This window comes from Eoetvoesiella sp. (assembly GCF_035555955.1).
Classification (GTDB): Bacteria; Pseudomonadota; Gammaproteobacteria; order Burkholderiales; family Burkholderiaceae_B; genus Eoetvoesia.
In genome coordinates this window covers 16149-36555 of the sequence record NZ_DATMGA010000004.1, presented here as the reverse complement: position 1 = coordinate 36555, position 20407 = coordinate 16149, and the positions used below count along the sequence as shown (strand labels likewise).

General features: G+C 61.2%; 19 protein-coding genes, 1 other RNA gene and 1 riboswitch. Of the genes, 11 read left to right on the top strand and 9 right to left on the bottom strand.

Annotation, left to right across the window (positions count from 1 at the left end; all coding sequences use genetic code 11):
• Positions 1–8 precede the first annotated feature (8 nt).
• Positions 9–113 (top strand): hypothetical protein, encoded by a 105-nt coding sequence (locus VNT00_RS17875; RefSeq protein ID WP_205962310.1) that lies wholly within the window; start codon positions 9–11, stop codon positions 111–113.
• Between the two features lie 71 nt (positions 114–184).
• Here the strand turns inward: VNT00_RS17875 and ssrA are convergent.
• Positions 185–551: a transfer-messenger RNA gene (ssrA, locus tag VNT00_RS00730) on the bottom strand.
• A 56-nt stretch (positions 552–607) separates the two neighbouring features.
• Complete coding sequence (locus VNT00_RS00725) at positions 608–1576, bottom strand: hypothetical protein (RefSeq protein ID WP_325583481.1); 969 nt, start codon at positions 1574–1576, stop codon at positions 608–610.
• 444 nt (positions 1577–2020) lie between these two features.
• Between VNT00_RS00725 and VNT00_RS00720 the strand changes: the two genes are divergently transcribed.
• Entirely contained in the window at positions 2021–3733 is a 1713-nt protein-coding gene (locus VNT00_RS00720; protein ID WP_325583479.1) for a methyl-accepting chemotaxis protein, read from the top strand.
• 147 nt (positions 3734–3880) lie between these two features.
• Positions 3881–4444: an NADPH-dependent FMN reductase gene (locus VNT00_RS00715; protein ID WP_325583477.1), complete on the top strand. Its 564-nt coding sequence runs from the start codon at positions 3881–3883 to the stop codon at positions 4442–4444.
• 124 nt (positions 4445–4568) lie between these two features.
• Here VNT00_RS00715 and VNT00_RS00710 read toward each other — a convergent pair whose 3' ends face one another.
• Positions 4569–5267 (bottom strand): GntR family transcriptional regulator, encoded by a 699-nt coding sequence (locus VNT00_RS00710; RefSeq protein ID WP_325583475.1) that lies wholly within the window; start codon positions 5265–5267, stop codon positions 4569–4571.
• Positions 5268–5401: 134 nt separating this feature from the next.
• On the opposite strand from VNT00_RS00710, the gene VNT00_RS00705 reads away from it, so the two are divergent.
• The 4 genes from VNT00_RS00705 to VNT00_RS00690 all read left to right on the top strand — a co-directional run bounded on the left by VNT00_RS00705 (position 5402) and on the right by VNT00_RS00690 (position 10469).
• The gene (locus tag VNT00_RS00705; RefSeq protein WP_325583473.1) at positions 5402–6487 is read left to right on the top strand and encodes an aromatic ring-hydroxylating dioxygenase subunit alpha; all 1086 of its coding nucleotides are present in this window, start codon (positions 5402–5404) and stop codon (positions 6485–6487) included.
• A gap of 48 nt (positions 6488–6535) precedes the next feature.
• The gene (locus VNT00_RS00700) at positions 6536–7651 is read left to right on the top strand and encodes a hypothetical protein (protein ID WP_325583471.1); all 1116 of its coding nucleotides are present in this window, start codon (positions 6536–6538) and stop codon (positions 7649–7651) included.
• A 92-nt stretch (positions 7652–7743) separates the two neighbouring features.
• On the top strand, positions 7744–9093 hold the full coding sequence (locus tag VNT00_RS00695; RefSeq protein ID WP_325583469.1) for a nucleobase:cation symporter-2 family protein: 1350 nt from the start codon (positions 7744–7746) through the stop codon (positions 9091–9093).
• Positions 9090–10469, top strand: coding sequence for an 8-oxoguanine deaminase (locus VNT00_RS00690; RefSeq protein ID WP_325583467.1), 1380 nt, complete (start codon positions 9090–9092; stop codon positions 10467–10469). The genes VNT00_RS00695 and VNT00_RS00690 overlap by 4 nt, the downstream gene beginning before the upstream one ends.
• 13 nt (positions 10470–10482) lie before the next feature.
• Here VNT00_RS00690 and VNT00_RS00685 read toward each other — a convergent pair whose 3' ends face one another.
• Together VNT00_RS00685 and VNT00_RS00680 are read right to left on the bottom strand one after the other, a co-directional pair.
• Positions 10483–11055, bottom strand: coding sequence for a TMEM165/GDT1 family protein (locus VNT00_RS00685; protein ID WP_325583465.1), 573 nt, complete (start codon positions 11053–11055; stop codon positions 10483–10485).
• An 86-nt stretch (positions 11056–11141) separates the two neighbouring features.
• A riboswitch (yybP-ykoY riboswitch) is annotated at positions 11142–11247 on the bottom strand.
• 20 nt (positions 11248–11267) lie between these two features.
• The gene (locus VNT00_RS00680) at positions 11268–13466 is read right to left on the bottom strand and encodes a TonB-dependent receptor (protein ID WP_325583463.1); all 2199 of its coding nucleotides are present in this window, start codon (positions 13464–13466) and stop codon (positions 11268–11270) included.
• Between the two features lie 283 nt (positions 13467–13749).
• Here VNT00_RS00680 and VNT00_RS00675 point away from each other — a divergent pair, with 283 nt between their 5' ends.
• Entirely contained in the window at positions 13750–14625 is an 876-nt protein-coding gene (locus VNT00_RS00675; protein ID WP_325583461.1) for a pirin family protein, read from the top strand.
• A gap of 79 nt (positions 14626–14704) precedes the next feature.
• On the opposite strand, the gene VNT00_RS00670 is transcribed toward VNT00_RS00675, so the two are convergent.
• Positions 14705–15643, bottom strand: a complete 939-nt coding sequence (locus VNT00_RS00670; protein ID WP_325583459.1) for a LysR family transcriptional regulator — start codon at positions 15641–15643, stop codon at positions 14705–14707.
• Between the two features lie 230 nt (positions 15644–15873).
• Between VNT00_RS00670 and VNT00_RS00665 the strand changes: the two genes are divergently transcribed.
• On the top strand, positions 15874–16515 hold the full coding sequence (locus tag VNT00_RS00665; RefSeq protein ID WP_325583457.1) for an FMN-dependent NADH-azoreductase: 642 nt from the start codon (positions 15874–15876) through the stop codon (positions 16513–16515).
• A gap of 135 nt (positions 16516–16650) precedes the next feature.
• On the top strand, positions 16651–18048 hold the full coding sequence (gene dbpA / locus VNT00_RS00660) for an ATP-dependent RNA helicase DbpA (RefSeq protein WP_325583455.1): 1398 nt from the start codon (positions 16651–16653) through the stop codon (positions 18046–18048).
• Positions 18049–18052: 4 nt separating this feature from the next.
• On the opposite strand, the gene VNT00_RS00655 is transcribed toward dbpA, so the two are convergent.
• From VNT00_RS00655 to VNT00_RS00645, 3 genes are read right to left on the bottom strand one after another with little or no spacing between them, the layout of a single operon-like run.
• The gene (locus VNT00_RS00655) at positions 18053–18274 is read right to left on the bottom strand and encodes a hypothetical protein (protein ID WP_325583453.1); all 222 of its coding nucleotides are present in this window, start codon (positions 18272–18274) and stop codon (positions 18053–18055) included.
• Between the two features lie 57 nt (positions 18275–18331).
• Entirely contained in the window at positions 18332–18940 is a 609-nt protein-coding gene (ribA, locus tag VNT00_RS00650; protein ID WP_325583485.1) for a GTP cyclohydrolase II, read from the bottom strand.
• 53 nt (positions 18941–18993) lie between these two features.
• On the bottom strand, positions 18994–19755 hold the full coding sequence (locus tag VNT00_RS00645) for an RNA polymerase sigma factor FliA (RefSeq protein ID WP_325583451.1): 762 nt from the start codon (positions 19753–19755) through the stop codon (positions 18994–18996).
• Between the two features lie 197 nt (positions 19756–19952).
• Between VNT00_RS00645 and VNT00_RS00640 the strand changes: the two genes are divergently transcribed.
• The gene (locus VNT00_RS00640; protein WP_325583449.1) at positions 19953–20345 is read left to right on the top strand and encodes a flagellar protein FlaG; all 393 of its coding nucleotides are present in this window, start codon (positions 19953–19955) and stop codon (positions 20343–20345) included.
• Positions 20346–20407: the final 62 nt, after the last annotated feature.

Sequence of the window (20407 nt, the reverse complement as noted above, 5' to 3'; positions counted from 1 at the left end):
ATACGAAGATGGAAATGCTCTCGCGCCGAGCGTATGGATTCAGGAATTTTGAGAATTACCGCCTGCGAGTCTTGGCTCAATGCGGGTGGAATGGTGTGATTAACCGAGTGTGATGAATGCCCTGATCCCCCGATAATGGGGAAGAGCCGAAAAAGGGCCTGGAGATTATCCAGACCCTTGTATGTGGTGGAGTCGGGGGGAATTGAACCCCCGTCCGCAAGCCCTCTGCAGGCAGTTCTACATGCGTAGTCGGTTAACTTTAAAGTTTTAACCTCGGATCATGCCAACCAACAGGCCCTTCCTTGGCGATTCACATTGATTTAAGACCTGGCTGAGTGACCCAACCAGACCCGATTCTTTGTAGATGACGCTGCTGTAGGTTTTACCCTACCTGACCCAAAGACAAATCAGTGCAGCGGCTTACCGCATTAAGCGGCTAAAGCGAAACGCTCGTCGTTGGCGTTTGTAGTTTTCCAGTGGATTAACGAGCTTACTGGTGCTCGGCATGCCCTGCTCTGTTTCGCGACCCACGTCGAAGCCGGATCGACCCCAGGTTTATAAGTATACCTTATATTGCCTCTCTACCCAATCCCTACACTCCCAATCCTCAATACCGATAACAAGACGCCAGCGCGGCTTGCGATGTCGGCCTGACGCCGGACAGCGGCAGATTGCCCTGCAACCCGCCGTTGATGCGCAGTCTGGCCACGCCGCTGGAATGCGAGGCCAAAAGCCTGGGCAGTTCCGAGCGGCTCAAATCGCCCAACAGCAGCGTGGCGCCCGCGGTCGCCCGCTGCAGAGGCAGATTGACGACCGCTCCGCCAAAATCCAGGCCGAGGTTGACCGCTCCGGCCGGAGGCCTGGCCTTGACGGCGACCGCAATGACCGGCGTGCCGCCGTCGCACATGAGGCTCACGCTTTGCACCACGCCTGGGCCCGCCACGGTCGCAACCGGCGCATGGCCGGCCACAGGGCGAAGCTGCCAGACGTTCGCTACTCCATGCTGCGTCAGAGCGGGCGGCGAAATATTTTCTGGGGCCGGGGCTGCGCTTTTGGGTGCCTTCGCGCCCTGCGGCCTCTGGGAGGATCGAGCGCCGTCTCGTGCTCCATGCGTATCGACCAGCCTGGCTCCCTGCCAGCGTAGCGAAATGACTTTATCGACGGTGGGGCAGCATATTGAATCGTGCGGCCCGAGCACTTGCGTCTTGACCAGGATAAGGTCGTCGCGGATCGAAATCTTCTGCACTTGGCCCAGCCCCGACACGGTCGCCTCCGGGGCATAGCCATGGCCGTCGTCGGCGAACACGGTGACGCTATTGTTCCAGTATGTTGGGCCAAACAGCGTCGTCCAGAGCACGATTTCTTCTTTGCCATCGCCATTCAGATCCGCTACCTCGGTCTGCGACGCCTTGATACTTTCCTCATCCGCCTTTCCCTCACTGTTTTGCACGGCCACATAACGCTGCACCACCGCGTCGGCGGCTGCCTTGTCCAGACCGGCAGCCCGAGCCCCGCCACCGGCCATGCCCAGCAAGGACACAGCCAATACAGCGACAAGCATGCGAATGCATTTCATAAACAGCCTCCTCGCACCGGCCCGGCCCGATACGCCAGGATCACGCATAAAACCGTACTATCCCCTCTTATTCCTGCATTTAACGCCGGCCATTCCATCCCCGCACTCGGATTTTCAGCTTAGTACCCCAGCCTCATCCCCAAAGCACAAAAAAATCCCGCCAGGCGCTAAAGACTGTTTATGACGTGACGTAAATGCATAAGATTGGGGTAAACCCTGATAACCGGAAGGCTATTCATCCGCCTTCCGCAGGGCCGAACATTCAAGTTCAAACCACTCGCACACTTGCCTCGCCCCACGGGTGCGGGTGTCCGCGCGGCGCGTATTCGTTATCGCTCGACTGCCCTTCTCAGACCAACCACTTCGTCAAACGGATCCATGGAGCCGTCGATTTCCCGTGCCCGCACGGAAAGACGGTTTTCCGAACTATCAGGACATGCAGCAATGAGCTTTCTCAAGAACATGAAAATCGGCAAACGGCTGGGCTACGGTTTTACCGTCATTCTTATCCTCTCCATGTCCATTACCGCGCTCGCCATCTGGCAGCTCCGAACCGTCGCCGCCACCACCCGCCACCTGCTGGAATCGCCCCTGGCCAAGGAGCGCCTGATTGCCGACTGGTACGTTTACCTCAGCAACGACATCGTTCGAACCATGGCCATCGCCAAAAGCTCGGATCCGGCACTAGTCGAATTTTTTGCCGTAGACGCAAAAAAGGGCGCTGACGAATCGCTGGCCCTGAAAAAAAAAATCGAATCCATGCTCATCGCGGACGAGGAAAAAGTCTTGTTCAAACGCACCGAAGAAGAACGGGCAGTTTACCTATCGTCGCGCAGCAAAATGAATGCCCTGAAAGCGGCCGGCAAGCAGGAAGAATCCAACCGGGTCTTCACCGAAACCTTCATGCCTATCGCACAGAAATATGCGGCTTCGGTACGTGAATTCGTCGACATGCAGCGCCAGTACCTGGACATGACAGCCAAGAACACAAGCGCCGCCAACTATGCCAGCCAGAAGGTCATAGCCGCGATCGCCGTGATCGTGCTGCTGCTGGGGATTCTGTTTGCATGGTGGATCACCACCAGCATCACGCGCCCGCTGCGCCGCGCCGTCGAAGCCACCAACCGCGTCGCAAAAGGCGATCTGACCGGACGCATCGAGGCCGACGCACGGGATGAAACAGGCCAGCTGCTGCATGCCCTGAAGACGATGAACGGCAATCTGCTCAAGACCGTGGCGGAGGTACGCGCCGGCACGCACAGCATCGCCACGGCATCCAGCCAGATAGCGGCGGGCAACGTCGACCTGTCGTCGCGCACCGAAGAACAGGCCAGCTCGCTGACCGAAACGGCTTCGGCCATGGAACAATTGACCAATACCGTCAAGCAAAACGCCGACAATGCCGAGCAGGCCAACAAGCTGGCGGCATCCGCGTCGGACATTGCCAGCAAGGGCGGCGACGTCGTGGCCCAGGTGGTCGAAACCATGCACACCATCCACAGTTCCGCCAGCCAGATCGAAAACATCATCACCGTGATCGACGGCATTGCGTTCCAGACCAATATTCTTGCCTTGAACGCGGCGGTCGAGGCGGCCCGCGCGGGCGAACAGGGCAAGGGCTTCGCCGTGGTGGCCAGCGAAGTGCGCAGCCTGGCCCAGCGCAGCGCGGCGGCGGCCAAGGACGTCAAGGCCCTGATCGACGCCTCGGTGGCCACGGTCAATACCGGCAGCTCACTGGCCAAGCAGGCCGGCGCCACCATGCAGGAAGTCGTGGACAGCGTCAACCGCGTCACCGGCATCGTCGCCGAGATCACCGTGGCCAGCCAGGAACAAAGCGTGGGTATCGAGCAGGTGAACCAGGCCATCGTCCAGATGGATCAGGTCACCCAGCAAAATGCGGCCCTGGTCGAGGAAGCCGCCGCGGCCACCGCCAGCCTTCAGGATCAGGCATCCAGCCTGACGCAGGCCGTCGCGGCCTTCAACGTCGGCGAGGCACAAACGGCCGCCGCGCCAGCGGCGCCTGCCCGCGCCTCCGTGCCGTCCCGGATTTCCGCTTCCTCCCGGGCGCCGGCGCCGGTTCGTTCCCCCGCGCCACGCCGGCTTGCGGCGGCAACCGCCCAAACCGCCCAGGCCGACGACGACTGGCAGGAATTCTGAAGCCCGGTGCAGCGACAGACGAATCGGCGGACAGGCCTTGGCCGCAGCCCGGCGGGCCCGCCGCTTCTACGATTACAATGCGATGGGGCCGCGCTGTCCTGAATCGGGCGGGCGGTCGACTTTCCGCATAACTTTGGAGATGTAAACATGGCGCTCAAGCTTCAAGTGGTCATATGCAGCACCCGCCCGGGCCGTGTCGGTCCGTCGGTCGCGAACTGGTTCAAGGATTTCGCCGCCAAGCACGAAAAATTCGACGTCAGCCTGGTCGACATCGCCGAATTCAACCTGCCCATCTACGACGAGCCCGTCCATCCCGTACAGCGCAAGTACGAAAAGGAACATACCAAGAAATGGAGCGCCAGCGTGGCCGATGCCGACGCCTACGTGTTCGTCACGCCCGAATACAACTACGGCCCCCCTCCTTCCTTCGTCAACGCCCTGAACTACGTCTATAAGGAATGGAACTACAAGCCTTGCGGCTTCGTCAGCTACGGCGGCGTTTCGGGCGGCCTGCGCGCGGTGCAGTTGGAAAAGCAACTGGTCACCACCCTGAAGATGATGCCCATGGTCGAAGGCGTGGCCATCCCCATGGTCGCAACGCTGCTGGATGAAAACCGCAAGTTCAAATCCAACGAGCTCATCGACACCTCGGCCCAGACTTTGCTGAACGAACTGCACCGCTGGGCCGAAGCCCTGAAAGCAATGCGCTAGAAGCGCTACAGCCAGGCCAAGGCCAGTACACGAATCGCCGCTGGTTTCCCGCGCCCGCAAGGCAGAGGAAATCAGCGGCGATTGCGTTGAAGGGGCGAAGCCCTTTACCCCTGGCTGCAGTCAATCAACCGGTTTTTGCGTCAGGCTTCAATGCCTCTTTCAGGGGAATTGTCGACTTGTGCGCCTTGCCGCGCAGGCAATAGTCTTCCAGCACCCGATAGTGCTCCACGAGCAAGGCCTGAGCCTGCTCTACCTGGCCGCCTTCGATAAGACTCACGATCTCGGCGTGATCGGAACACAGGTGTTGCTGGTCGAAGCTACCGTAATACTGCGACGTGATCAGTCTTTCCTGGGCCGTAAGCTTGCCATGCACTTCGTCCAGGACGCGATTGTGCGCCATGCGAACCACCAGCACATGGAAGTCGGGGGCCAGGCGGAACTCCAGATCGGCATTTCCGTGCTGGTGCGCCTGCTTCTGGTCATCAATGTGCCGGCGTAAACGGGCTATGTCGAACGCCGTTATGCTCCTGCCCAGCTTTTCCAGTGCAGCGCATTCGATCATGGCCAGGACTTCGAAGGTCTCCCGGATTTCCAGATCGGTCATCTTGGTGATGTAGGCGCCGCGATTGTGTTCGATGGTTACCAGCTTGTCTTGCGACAGCCGGATGAGCGCTTGCCGTACGGTCGTGCGGCCGACCCCGAAAATTTCCACCAGATCCGCCTCATTGAGCTTGGTGCCCGGAATAAGGCGCTGCGCCAACACGGCCTCGGTAATGGCGTCGACGATAAGCTGCGTGGGTGTGGGTAGCGACAGGTTGCTCATACATCCATCTTCAAAAATCAAATCATAACCTTCCTTGTTACGAACCCCCAAATTAGGTTGACTATCTTCACATATTGCATACAATACATTAAAAATGTTGTCATAATAAAAATAACGCATGCAAAGGAGGAATCATGGCAAGCACACCGCTTATCGCAGACAAAACGTATTTGCGCTATTTCTGGCATCCCGTCTGTACCCTGCAGGAGTTCCATCGCGACAGCTCTGGCGGGCTGCGTCCGCTAGGCCTCAAGCTTCTGGGGCAAGATATCGTCATTGCCAGGCTCGATGGCAAGCTCACCGCCATGCGCGATCAATGCGCCCACCGGCACGCCAAGCTATCCATAGGCCGCATCAAGCAGGACGGCGAAAACGACCGCCTGGAATGCCCCTACCATGGCTGGCAATACGACACCCAGGGAATCTGCCGCGCCATCCCCGCGTGCCCCGACCTGCCCATCCCCAAAAAGGCGCGCACCGACGTCTACGACTGCGAAGTCCGCTACGACATCGTCTGGGTTCGACTGGACGCTTCCTATGCATGCGAAATCCCCATATTCAGCGACTGGAATGCCCCGGGCATGAAAATCGCCGTCGTGGATTCCTATGTATGGAACACTTCAGCCGAACGCCGTTGGGAAAATTTCACCGATTTCTCCCACTTCGCCTTCGTGCACCCTGGCACGCTCTACGATCCCGCCTTCGCCCGCCCGCCCATCACCCGCGTGGACAGGATAGGCGGCGAATTGCGCTTTTCCATCGAGCCTCCCCGGGCCATGCTCGACCAGTTGCCTGAAAACTCGCCGCTAGGCGCGTTCAACTATCGCTGCTCCATGCCGTACACCGTCAATCTTGAAATCGCGCTGTACCGCAAGCCCGAACGCTTCGTGCTGTGGACCACCAGTTCCCCCATCGACGACGCCCGCTGCAGGAACTTCATGATCATCGCCCGAGCCGACGATGGCCTCCCCGACGAAATACACATCGATTTCCAGAAGCGCGTGCTGATGGAAGACCAGCCCATCATCGAATCCCAGGCCCCCCACGACCTTTCGACCGACGAGCTCTCGATGGCGACCGACAAGGTTTCGATTCAATACCGCAAGTGGCTACGCGAGCTTTCTCTTGCCGCGCTAGCCGGAAAAAGCGAATTCGAGGCCGCGCTGTATACCGACGTCATCGAAACCGCCCGCACAGTGCAGGCGCCCGTGTGCCCATAGCCGCCTGGCCGTGAGCGCACCGACAGCCAGAAACCCGACGGAGACACCATGAAAAAAATGTTTCTTCTTGCCTGCGCCGGACGGGGAATCCAGCCCTCGTCGCCAGCCCAGCCGGTCAGCGAAACGGAACTGCCCATCGATACTCAATTTCGTCTTGTCAAGGAAAGCGGCCTTTGGGATTTCTTCGATCGCATCCCGACAGCCCCCGAACTGGACGACTTCATCAAAGCCAGCGAAAAATACGAAATCCCCATCCTATCGGGCAGCTGGACATATCAATTGGGAAAAGAAGAACCTCTCATCACCGAAAATCTTCAGCGCGCCAAAACTGCGGGCTCGCTCTATCACAACCTCATGGTGTGGGCCAGGCATGCCGATGGCCATCTGGTAACCAACGACGAAATCGTCGCGTCTTATCTGGACACCTACGAACAAGCCGAAAAACTAGGCATTACCATTACCTACGAAGTCCATGCCGACATGTGGTCCGAAGACATGCGCCGCATAAACCAGGTGGCCCAAGCCGTGCGCAGGCACGGCATTCCGTTCAATTTCTGCATGGACTACAGCCACTGCATACTCAAGATGGAAAACGAAATCGAACAGGCCGTCTGCGGCATCCGTCACGACGCCGAGTCGATACGCCGGCTCGATCCCTTCAACGACGACAGTTTCTGCGACGACTGGCTGGCGCAGGATATGGTGCACTGGACTCAAGTGCGGCCTGTCGCGCCGAACGGCCCGCCCAATTGGCTCGCCTGCGAAAGCGGGCCTTTCGAAGGCATGGGCTATGGCCGGCCCGGCCGCAGCATCCAGTACCCGTTCCGTCAGCCGGCGAGCGGAGAATGGCTGGACACCGCCTGGCACGCGCACAAGCTCGCCTGCACCAAGGAAGTGGTGCGCAAAGTCATCGACGACTATCTGGCCAATCCCGGTTCAGCCACCCGCATCATGACCATCGACAACATCAACTTGTCCGCATACGGGCTGGGATGGAAATACAACATGTACGAAGATAGCTGTGCAGTCGCACGCTATGTGCGGGAGCTGTACGCAGAGCGCGCCGCCGTTTTCGAGGCGCGGCACCGCGCCGGCTCGGCAGCCGCCTTCGTCGATCAATACAGGCCCCGAAGCGAAAAAGCCCGGGCGGCGCCAGCCATGTAAAGAAAGCCGTCTATCGCAGCACATGCCGGAACACTCACGGTTTCACTAAACGAAGCAGCACGTTTTCGAAAACACAACCCAAAGGTGACGATATGGACAACGCAGTGCATCCGGTAGACGAACGCCTACCCTTCCTGAAACTGCTCATGCTTGGCTTGCAGCATGTATTGGCCCTGTATGCCGGAGCGGTTACCGTACCACTCGTTCTGGCCGGAGCAATCGGGCTTTCGAAGGACGCCACGGCGGTGCTCATCAGCGCCGACCTTTTTGCAGGCGGCATCGTTTCAATCATTCAATCACTGGGCATCGGCATGTTCGGCATCCGCTATCCCTTGATGATGGGGGTCACCTTCGTGGCGATCGGACCCATGATCGCCATCGGCCTGAATCCGGGGCTGGGCCTGAACGGCATTTTCGGCTCCGTCATGGTCGCCGGCGTCATTGGCTTTCTGGTGGCGCCGCTGATGAGCCGGCTGGTTCGCTACTTCCCCCCGGTGGTAACGGGTTCGGTCATCCTCGTCATCGGCGTATCGCTCATGGGGGTCGGCATCACCTATGCCGGGGGAGGCTATGGCGCCAAGGATTTCGGCGCGCCGCTGTACATCGGCATCGCTTTCTTCGTCCTACTGTGCATTATCCTGATCAGCCGCTACGGCAATGGACTGCTCAGTAATATTTCCGTGCTGCTGGGCATCGCCGCCGGGTTCGTGCTTGCCGGCCTGCTCGGCAAGGTAAGCTTTGCCGGCCTTTCCCAGGCCCCGTGGTTTGCGCCGGTCATACCCTTTCATTTCGGCATGCCGAAATTCGATTTGCTGGCCATTGTCTCCATGACTCTGGTCATGCTCGTGACTCTCATCGAATCCATGGGCGGCATATTCGCCATGGGAGACATCATCGACAAAACCCCGACTCAAAACGACATCAAGCGTGGTTTGCGGGCCGACGGGCTGGGCGCGCTGATCGGTGGCATATTCAACACCTTTCCGTACACCACGTTTTCACAGAACATCGGCCTGGTCTACGTCAGCGGCATACGCAGCCGCTTCGTCTGTGTCATGGCGGGCGCCATCATGATGCTGTTGGGACTGGTGCCCAAACTATCGGTGCTGGTGGCCTCGATTCCCGACTTCGTCCTTGGCGGCGCCACGGTCGTCATGTTCGGCATGGTCGCCGCCAACGGCGTGCGCATTCTTCAGGATGTCGATTTCCGCAGCAACAGGCATAACGTCCTGATCGTCGCCGTCAGCCTCGGGATGGGTATGATACCCATGGTCTCGGACAAATTCTTCGCCCAATTCCCCACCAATATCGGCACGCTCCTGAACAGTGGCATCGCGCTCTGCGCCATCTCGGCGGTCGTCCTGAACTATCTCGCCAACGGCAAAGCCGGCAAGAGCGAGGTGGATGCTATGATGCGCGAAAACGTAAAGGCGCCACTATGACGATCCCGGCGAAAACCCTGCTTATCCGCAACGCGGATGTCGTTGTCACCATGGACGAGGCCCGGCGCGAAATCGCCGGGGGATCGGTGTTCGTGCGCGGCAACGTCATCGAGCAGGTGGGCCCGGCCAGCGAACTTCCCGGTAGTGCGGATGAAGTCATCGACGCCGGCGGCCATGTGGCGATACCGGGGCTCATTAATACCCACCACCACATGTACCAGACCCTTACCCGCGCCCTGCCCGGGGCGCAGGACGGCGAGCTGTTCCACTGGCTGACCAGCCTTTACCCGATCTGGGCGCGGCTGACCCCCGAAATGGTCAAGGTCTCGACGCAAACGGCCATGGCCGAGCTCATGCTGTCGGGCTGCACCACCACCAGCGACCACCTGTACATCTACCCCAACGGCTGCCGGCTCGACCACAGCATCGAGGCTGCCCGGGAAGCGGGCATGCGGTTTCACGCCGCGCGCGGCTCCATGAGCGTCGGACAGTCCAAAGGCGGGCTGCCACCCGACAGCGTGGTGGAAAACGAAGACGACATCCTCAAAGATACCCAACGCCTCATCGAGGCCTATCACGATGGCGAACGCTATGCCATGCAGCGCATCGTGGTTGCGCCGTGCTCGCCGTTTTCAGTGTCGCGCGACCTGATGCGCGAGTCGGCCGCGCTGGCGCGCAGCTTCGACGTTTCGCTGCATACCCACTTGGCCGAGAACATCAACGACGTTTCCTACAGCCGCGAAAAATTCAACATGACTCCGGCGCAATACGCGCAAGACTGCGGCTGGGTCGGGCACGATGTATGGCACGCGCATTGCGTTCAACTCGACGATGCAGGCATTGCGCTGTTCGGCCGCACCCGCACGGGCGTGGCGCATTGCCCATGCTCCAATATGCGGCTGGCGTCGGGCATAGCCCCGGTGCGCAAAATGCTGGATGCCGGCGTTCCGGTCGGCCTGGGCGTGGACGGATCGGCGTCCAACGATGCGGGACACATGCTGGGCGAAGTGCGGCAGGCCATGCTGCTGCAACGCGTGGCGCACTGGGACAGCACGGGGCCCGAGGCCATGACGGCCCGCCAGGCGCTGGAAGTCGCCACGTTGGGCGGCGCCAAAGTGCTGAACCGCGACGACATCGGCGCCCTGAAGCCGGGCATGGCCGCCGACCTGGCGCTGTTCGACACCCGGCAAATCGGCTACGCGGGCGCGCTGCACGACCCGGTCGCCGCCCTGGTGTTCTGCACGCCATCCAACACCGCCTTCACCATCATCAACGGCCGCGTCGTGGTGCGCGACGGGCGGCTCGCCACCCTGGACACCGCCTTGCTTGGCGAGCGGCACAACCGCCTGGCGCGTGAACTGGCACAGGCTAAATAAACCAAATAACGCGCTAGAACAGCCGATCGACGTCCAGCAGGGTCAGCACGCCGATGACGGCGAAAATCGCGGCGGCGATCGTGTGCACCAGCCTCATGGGGATGTGGGCTGCGAACTTGCTGCCCACGAATACCGCCGGCACGTCGGCAATCAGCATGCCCAGCGTCGTGCCCGCCACCACGGTATAAGGCGCAATATAGGTGGCGGCCAGCGCCACCGTGGCTATCTGGGTCTTGTCGCCCATTTCGGCCAGGAAGAATGTGAAGAGGGTTGCGCCGAACACGCCGAAGCGCTTGATCACGTGCGCTTCGTCGTCGTCCATTTTGTCGGGGATCAGAGTCCAGACGGCCATGGCAAGAAAGGACAGGCCCAGGACCCAGCGCAATATTTCGGGGCTGACCACCGAGGTGATCCAGGCCCCCAGGGCCCCGGCCAGGCCATGGTTGACCAGGGTGGCGGCAAGAATGCCGAGAATGATGGGTACGGGTTTCTTGAAACGGGCGGCAAGGATGAACGCCAGCAATTGCGTTTTGTCGCCGATTTCCGCAAGCGCGACTACACCTGTAGAAACGAGGAAAGCTTCCATGAAGTGGGATACCTGTTGTGCCGGCGAACACGATTGACCACAAGGGCCCCGCCAGCGTCGGGCACCTTATGGTCAAAAGTCTTGCTAAGCACATAACGGCTTGCGCCGCGCCGCTTGCACCATGGGCTATGCCAAGTATGTTGATGCAAGCCGCCCCGTTGCGGGGCGAAGCTACTCCCTAATGACGGGCAGATTGTACAGGAAAATCCCCGTCAGTACTCGAGCGAAGCCGACAGCATGAAGGTGCGGGGCGCGCCGAGCACCAGGTAGCTCGAGCCGGGATAGCCCCCCGCCGACGCCCAATAGTTCTTGTTGGCGACGTTCAGCACATTGGCGCGCAAGGTAAGCATATGCCCGTCGAGTTCGGTCAGATAGCGCGCGCCCAGATCGAAGCGGGTCCACGCGGGAATTTCCTGCGTATTGGCCGCGTCGGCGTACTGCGAGGAGGTATGCACCATGCGGCCCGTCACGGTCAGTCCATCCACCCCCGGGATGTCCCATTCAACCCCCAGGTTTGCCATGAACCGGGGCGCGCCAATAGCGCGGTTGCCGTCGGTGGCGCCGCCCGCGGTATCGACCTGCTTGGCGTCGAGCAGCGTGGCGCCGCCCAGCAGCCTGACACCCCGCAAGGGTTCACCATAGAACGTCAGCTCGGCGCCCTGGTTGCGCTGCTTGCCGTTGGCTCCGTACAAGGCGGTAACCGGGTCGATATACGCCGTGGGCATGTCCATGGTGAACAAAGCCAGGCTGCCGCCCAGCTTGCCGCCGTCGTACTTGATACCGACTTCCTTCTGCTTCGTTCGCACCGCATTGAAGGTCTGGCCCGGATTGACAGGCTTGGGCGTGCCGAATGTCGGCGCCGGACCGATCTGGCTCATGCCTTCGATGTAATTGGCGTAAAGCGAGATTTCCTTGGTCGCCTTGTAGACCACGCCCGCCACCGGCGTCGTGCTGCTGGTGCTGTTTTCCGGCTGGCTCTCAAGGCCCGTGTTGTAGTCGTAGGACTGGTTCTTGATGCGCTGGTGGCGCAGGCCCAGCGTCAAAAGCACCCGGTCGTGCGCAAACGCCATCGTATCGGCAATGGCCACGCTGGTATTGCGGGTGGACTGGGTGATCAGCGGATCGCCCAGGTTGCCGCCATGCAGCGGATTGGCGGGCAGAACCTGGGTGGTAGGGTTGTAGATATTGGTGCTGGTCGTGCCGTAGTAGTCGTAGGCGTTCCGGCTGTCCAGGCTGTAGAAATTGGCCGAGGCTGTCACCGTATGGCCGATGCTTCCCGTGCGGAACTTGCCGCGCAAACCCACCTCTCCCGTGCGCACGGAGTCTTTGCGGGCGGTTTCCATCGCATTCATGGTGGCATTGCCGGCAACGTCCTGGACCGTGGGGTTGGCCAGCAAGCTGGATTCCTTGCTGTTGCGCGCCCCCACGGCGGCCCAGGCGGTCAGGTTGTCGGTGATGTCGTACTCACCTCGCAAGGTGCCGAAAAAATCGCGCTCGTTGGAGTAGGTATAGTCCTGTGCCAGATTGGTGCTGGCGTCGGGGGCCGAGGGAATCGGCACGCCCGAAGCAAAGGTGACGCTGGGCTGGCTGCGCTTGAGGCGGTGATCCTGATAGCCGAAATCCGCCGACAAGCGCGTGCGCTCGCCGCGCCAGTCCAGGCCCAGGCCGACGGCGGTCAGCTCGCGATGCTCGCCGTCGACTTCCGTGCCGCCATCGCGGCGCACGGCGTTCAGGCGCACGCCGGTGCTGCCGCCGGGGCCGAAACGCCGCCCCAGGTCGAAGCTGCCGTATCCCTGGCCGCCGCTTTCCCAACCCAGTGTAGCCGACGTCAGGTCCTGGTTCGGGGCCCGCTTGGGCACGACATTGATGGCCCCGCCCAAGCCGCTGTTGCCGGGCGCCGCGCCGTTCAGGAAGGCATTGGCGCCGCGAAAGACGTCCAGGCGCTCGATGAACTCGCTGGCGAAATACTGGCGCGGCAGCAAGCCATACAGCCCGTTATAGGTGATGTCGTCGGAATACAAGGCCATGCCGCGAATCATGTAGAGCTGCTGATAATTGCCATAGCCCCGCGCCACGCGCACGCCCGGGTCGTTCTGCAAAATATCGGCGACGCTGGCGGCCTGCTGATCCTGAATCAACTGGCTGGTGTATTCGGTGTTGCTGAACGGCGAACTCATATTGTCCTGGTTGCCCAGCACGCCTATGCGCCCGCCCTTGGCCACCTGCCCGCCCGCAAAGGGCGCGGAAAGCCCCTTGGAGGAAGCATCGGCGCTGGCCTGCACCGTAATGCTTCCCAGCTTCTGGACATCGGTGGCGGCGGCATCGGACTGCGCATGCGCTGCTGCGCCGCCAAAGGCGCAGGCGAGGATCAGCGTCAGGGGCAATGGCTTGAATTTGGACAAAGAGGACATAAATATTCTTTTGGAAGTGTGAGATTGAACAAGTAACGCCCGCCCCCGGCAAGGGAAGACCGCGCCGCACAACGTTCAGCTTATTTTAAGAAATAGGAATCATTATCATTAAGAAACATGATAATAATTTATTTGCCCCGGTGGAATCAATACCGCGACAATCGACGCCAGCAGAAAACCACGGCCGCGCGTGCAAGCCTTGCGGAATTCCCCCGACACCATGGCAGCGCCATATAATCGACGGCATGCCTTCTTTCGGCTTTCATATACGGACACACCCCTCATGACCACTGCCCCCACCCCATCCGAACCGGAAGCCGTAACGCACCCCCGCAAGATCGAACGGCTCGTCACCGGCATGCCCACCTCCGACGGCGCCGGCGTAAAACTGACGCGCGTCATCAGCGGCAACCTGCAGAAGCGGCTGGACCCCTACCTGATGCTGGACGCCTTCGGCAGCGACGACCCCGACGACTACATTGCCGGCTTTCCCAACCACCCCCATCGCGGCTTCGAAACCGTGACCTACATGATCGCGGGACGCATGCGCCACAACGACAGCCACGGCCACGAGGGCCTGCTGCAAAACGGCGGCGTGCAATGGATGACGGCGGGCCGCGGCCTGGTGCACTCGGAACTGCCCGAGCAGGAGGAAGGCCGCATGGAAGGCTTCCAGCTATGGCTCAATCTGCCCGCCCGAGACAAGCTCATCGAGCCAAGCTATCGCGACATCCAAAGCCGGGACATCCCCGAAGCCCGACTCGACAACGGCGTAAGGGTTCGGGTAGTGGCGGGCCGCAGCCATGGCGTGGAAGGCGCCATGCAGCGCCCGGTTACCGAGCCCCTATACCTGGACGTGCACTTCGATACCGCCGCAAGCTTCAGCCAGAGGCTGCCCGCCACGGCCAACGCGTTTATCTACGTGTATCGCGGCAGCGTCAGCATCGGCGGCCAGAACGTGCCGGTGAAGCACATGGCCATCCTGGGCAACGATGCTCAGGCCGACGGCGTCGTACTGGAAAGCCAGGGCCCGGCCAGCGTGCTGCTCATTGCCGGCCAGCCCCTGGGCGAGCCCATCGCCCAATACGGGCCTTTCGTCATGAACACCCAGCAAGAACTCATCCAGGCCGTCACCGATTTCCAGGCCGGACGGTTTTAAGGAACAATCCGCTCAGGCAGGCAGTGCGGGGCCGCCGGGCATGGCCTTGCCGCGCCCGCCGGCCAGCCTCGCATGCATATCAACCGGCCTCGGGCCGGTCAGCCAGCTTTGCGCAGCGCTCGGAAACCGCCGCGACGTGCTCGCCCAGATAGTCCAGGAATGACCGCACCGCAGGCATCAGCCCGCGCCGCGACGGGAAGACGGCGTGCAAATAGGCGGGCTCCAGGCTCCAGTCCGGCAGCACGGCCTCTAGGCGGCCGTCCTCCAGTTCCCGGCTGCATAGATAATCGGGCAGCGCGCACACGCCCGTCCCGGCCAGGGCGGCAAACTTGAGGGTGAGCAAGTCGTCGGCCACATAGCGGGGGCGATGCTCGGCCTGGGTGTCACGTCCAGAGGAAGCGAACAAACGCCATGCCGTCTTGCCGTCGACCGCCGACATGGCAATGGTGTCGATGCGGGACAAATCGGCAGGAGCCTGGGGAGCCCCCTGCTTTCGCAACAGCGCCGGACTGGCCACCAGCAATGAATGCGTACGGCCCAGTTGCTTGACGATCAGGCTGCCGCTGTCGCTCAGCGAAGTGCGAACCCGCAGCGCCACGTCCACGCCTTCCTCGACCAGATCCACCACCCGGTTGCTGACCTCCATATTGATCTGCACATGCGGGTAGGCCTCCAAAAATCCGGGCAGCAAGGGGCCCACCAGCGTCTGCGCCAAAGTATTCGGGCATGTGACGCGCACCATGCCGCGCGGCTCGCTTTGCACTTGGGCGATCGCTTCGGCGGCGGCCTGCGCCTCGTCGCAGACGGCAACGCAATGGCGATAGTAAAGTTCGCCGGCCGCCGTCAACGACAAGCGGCGGGTGGTGCGGTTGAGCAGCCGCACGCCAAGCCGGGCCTCCAGATTGGCAATACGCCGCGACAGCCGGGACTTGGGCAGGCCCAACGCCCGGCCTGCCGCGGAGAACCCGCCACAATCGACCACCTTGGCGAAATACTGCATATCGTTCAAATCCGTCATTGCCATCCAGCCACTGCAATGTCTCCTTCCATCGGCAGCGCAATTCGTGCCGGCGCCGCGTTTGCCAGCGCAACCAGTGCGGCGCCGCACCTGCCAGTATCAGGGAAATTAGCACCATGAATGAGACAATCTATCGCAAAAATGCCTGCTTATCAAGGAATGTCGCCATTTATACAATGCATCCATACCGATTCTTCGGGCAACCTATTCAGAGATATCACCTTAAAATCATGACGACACTTCTGCACATCGACTCCGCCATCACCGGCGACGCCTCCGTATCCCGAGACCTGACCCGCCGCATCGTGGCTCAATGGCGGGCTAGCCATCCCGACGTCGAAATCGAATACCTGGATCTTGCCGCCAATGCCCCCGGCCACCTGAATGCCGACGCACTGGGCTTTCGTTTTCCGCAAGGCGCGGATCTGTCCGAAGCGCAACGCAGCGAAAACGCCTTGTCGGAACAACTCGTCTCGCAATTCCTGAACGCGGACGTCGTCGTCATCGGCGCGCCGCTGTACAACTTCACCATTCCCAGCCAGTTGAAATCCTGGATCGACCGCATCGCTCAGGCGGGCCGGACCTTCAAATACACGGAAAACGGGCCGGTGGGCCTGGCCGGCGGCAAGCGCGTCATCGTCGCCTCCACGCGCGGCGGCGTGTATTCCACCACCGAAGGCGGCCGCGCGCTCGAACACCAGGAAAGCTACCTGCAAACCATTTTCGGCTTCTTCGGCATCAAGAACGTGGAATTCGTGCGCGCCGAAGGCGTGAACATGGGCGACGCCCCCCGCAGCGCCGCGCTGCAGGCCGCCACGCAATCGATTGCCGGCCTCAACACTCGCGCCGAGGCACAAGCCGAAGCCGCCTGACGCCCGCTGCTCCAGCGTGCCGGCCGCCATCCCGTCCTGGGACGGCGGCAAAACCCGTCACAGGCGGTGCGGCAAGATGCCGGCATTGCGCCTGCTAAAATTGGCCTTCTTCTCCAACGTTGGCCGTGCCGCCCTGTGACCTCCCCTCTTTTTTCCAGCCTTCCCCTTTCGCCCGCCATGCTCGAGAACCTGGAACGCCTCGAGTATCGCAGCATGACGCCCATACAGGCGCAAAGCCTGCCGTTCATACTGGCCGGCAAAGACCTGATAGCGCAGGGGAAAACCGGCAGCGGCAAGACCGCCGCCTTCGGCCTGGGCATATTGCATACCTTGAAGCAAGCATGGTTCGGCACCCAGGCGCTGGTTCTGTGCCCAACCCGCGAGCTGTCCGAGCAAGTGGCCGTCGAGCTGCGCCGCCTGGCGCGCGCGACCGACAACATCAAGATACTCACGCTGTGCGGCGGCGCGGCCATACGCCCCCAAGTCGAGTCCTTGCAGCACGGCGCGCACATCATCGTGGCGACGCCAGGCCGGCTGATGGATCACCTGGAACGCGGCAGCGTCGATTTGTCGGGCCTCAAGACCCTGGTATTGGACGAGGCCGACCGCATGGTGGACATGGGTTTTTACGACGACATGGTCACCATCGCCAAGGCCTGCCCGACGCGCCGGCAAACCCTGCTGTTTTCCGCCACCTACCCCGACAACATCCGCAAGGCCAGCGCCCGCTTCCTGAACCGCCCCCAGGAAGTCCGGCTGGAGTCCCAGCACGACGACAGCCGCATCGAACAGCATTTCTACGAAATCGATCCCGCGCAGCGCAACGCCGCCGTGGCGAAACTGCTGGCCCATTTCAGGCCTGCTTCCACCCTGGCCTTCTGCAATACCAAGGCGCAGGTTCGCGAACTGGCGCTGGATCTGCGCGACCGGGGCTTCTCGGCCCTGGCCCTGCACGGCGACCTTGAACAACGCGAACGCGAGGACGTCCTGGTGCAGTTTTCGAATCAAAGCTGTTCCGTTCTGGTGGCCACCGACGTGGCCGCGCGCGGCCTGGACATTCAGTCGCTGGACGCCGTGATCAACGTCGACATTACGCCCGACGCCGAGGTGCACGTCCACCGCATAGGCCGCACCGGCCGCAGCCAGGCCAAAGGGCTGGCGCTGAGCCTGGTCGCTCCCGACGAGATGCGCTGGGCGGCGCAGATCGAAGCCTATCAAGGCAAGCCCATTGCCTGGTCGCGCCTGGATCAGCTCAAGCCTGGCAAGGGAAAACCGCTGCAGGCGCCCATGGTGACGCTATGCATACAAGGCGGCAAAAAAGACAAGCTGCGCGCGGGCGACCTGGTGGGCGCCCTCACCAAGGACGCCGGCTTCGCCTTCGAGCAGGTCGGCAAGATCAATGTGTTCGATTTCGTGGCGTTCGTGGCGCTGGATCGTCGCATCGCGGACCAGGCCTTCGAGAAGCTGAGCCAGGGCACGATAAAAGGCAGGCGCTTCAAGATGCGGTTCATGGCCGACGAGATCCGGCTTTAGCCGGCTATTCCAGGTTGTCCCTGACCCACTGCTCGCCCTCGAGGGCCAGGCCCATGACCCGCTGCAGTATCCTCACCTCGGTCCAGCCCGCCTCGCGCTGGGCCTGGGTATAAAGCTCGAGGCTGGCGTCGGTGGGCAGCCAGTCCCGCTCGGGCTGCAGCTCGAGCCCGTCCAGGTGCTTGATATTGCCGTTGGGCAAAATATACCAGGCGCTCATTTCACTCATTGCCAGCCCGCCAGGACCCATGCCCCGAGGCGTGGAACCGTTCCATGCGCATGCCGCCTATTCCTCTTCGACGAGATAGCCCTTGAACAAATGGCCAAGCTTGACCGCCTTGGTGCGCAAATACCCTTCGTTGTAGCGGTTGCGATTGACCTGCAATGGTATGCGCTCGGTTACATCGATACCCAGTTCGCGCAGGGCATCGACCTTGCGTGGGTTGTTGGTCAGCAGGCGCAGCCGGGTAATGCCGAAGTGATCCAGCATGGGCTTGCATAAATCGTAGCGGCGCATGTCGGCGGGAAAACCCAGTTGCTCGTTGGCCTCGACCGTATCGGCCCCTTGATCCTGAAGGTTGTAGGCCCGGATCTTGTTGAGCAGGCCGATGCCGCGTCCTTCCTGGCGCAAATACAGCAAGGCGCCGCGCCCTTCGGCGGCGATCATCTCGAGGGCGGTTTCAAGCTGGGCGCCGCAGTCGCAGCGCTGGCTGAACAGGCCGTCGCCGGTCAGGCACTCGGAGTGAATCCGGGCCAGCACGGGCTCGCCGCTGCCGACATCGCCTAATGTAAGCATGACATGCTCTTTGCCAGTTTCGGGAACGATAAAGCCGTGCAACTGAAACATGGCCCAAGGCGTGGGCAATTTGCAGGAGGTAACGTAATCCAATTTGATTCTCTAGGACGGCAATTCTGCATTATAAGGCAGCGCCGCCGCGGGGCTCCGGATTACAGCAACCCCTGAAGCGCCTGCTCGCCCGGGCTTTCATCCCAGAAATTGCGCGCCAGCGCGGTACGAATGCGGGCCACCGCCTGCGAACGCAGTTGCGACACACGTCCTTCGGTGATGCCCATGACAGCGCCGATCTCTTTTTGGTTCAGATCCTGCTCGAACTGCAGCGACAGCAAAAGCTGCTCGCGCTCGGGCAGATTGCCGATGGCCTCGACGAGAGCACGGCGCAGGCCGTCCGACATCAGCATGTTCAAGGGATTGCACCATTCTCCCGCCGCCTCGGACTGCAGTTGCGGATGATCCAGGCCATCGCTGAAATCGCCCTGGTTGCGGGACAGGTCCTCGTAATGGATGACCTGCACGCCCCGCGCCTCTTCCAGCAGCTCCTGGTATTCGGGCAAGGACATATGCATTGCCTCTGCGATTTCGGACTCGGTGGCCGGACGCATGAGCCGATGGCTCAACTGATGCATGGCCTGCTCGATGGTCTTGATCTTGCTGCGCACACTGCGCGGCAGCCAGTCCTGGGAACGCAATTCGTCCAGCATGGCGCCGCGGATACGCATGACGGCGTAGGTCTCGAACTGGGCGTCGGGCGTCTGCTGATAGCGCCTGACGGCATCCAGCAGACCCATCATGCCCGCTTGCAACAGATCGTCGAGCTCGACGCTGGCCGGCAATCTGGAAATAAGCTGCAAGGCCAGACGGCGAACCATCGGAGCGTATTGCCCGACCATTTGGTCTTCGGAAGTCGGCATGCGTAAATTAAACAAAATACGGAAATGAACAGAGCCTCTATTCTCGCCGGTTTCCGCCTTGGGATTGGCTGAAGCTGTCCCGAAATTCGTCGGTTATTCGCCTGATTGAAACGTCCGCCCCCCTAAAGTTTCACGCAAAAGTACCGTTAAGGCGCTGAAAGTAATAGTTGGATACCGGACCCACAGGAGGGATTTCAATGGTCAACCCGATTGCATCCGCCGCATCCGTTCCGATCAACCCGTTGCCGGCGGATATCGAAAGACCCGTCATATTCCCCGAACCGGCGCAGCAGGTCACGGCGGCGGGCGAAACGCTGGATGCTCGAATATCCCAAGACAAGCAACAGCAATCCTCGTCGGACAGCATCCAATTGCCGCTGGACAAGGCCCTGGAAGAATTGAACAACAGCATGCAGGCCTGGTCGACGGGCATGCGTTTCAACCTCGACCCGGAAGCGCAGCGCGTGGTGGTGTCCATCGTCGACAACGCAACGGGCGAAGTGCTGCGCACCGTGCCCAGCGATGCCGTCATCCGGGTGGCCAAGATGATCGTGCAATTGCAGGGAAAAGCCATAAGCACCCAGGCGTAAAACCCGGGGAGCCGAACAGTCCGGAAGCCGTCCTGAGCACCTCGGCGGCACGGCAAATGAAC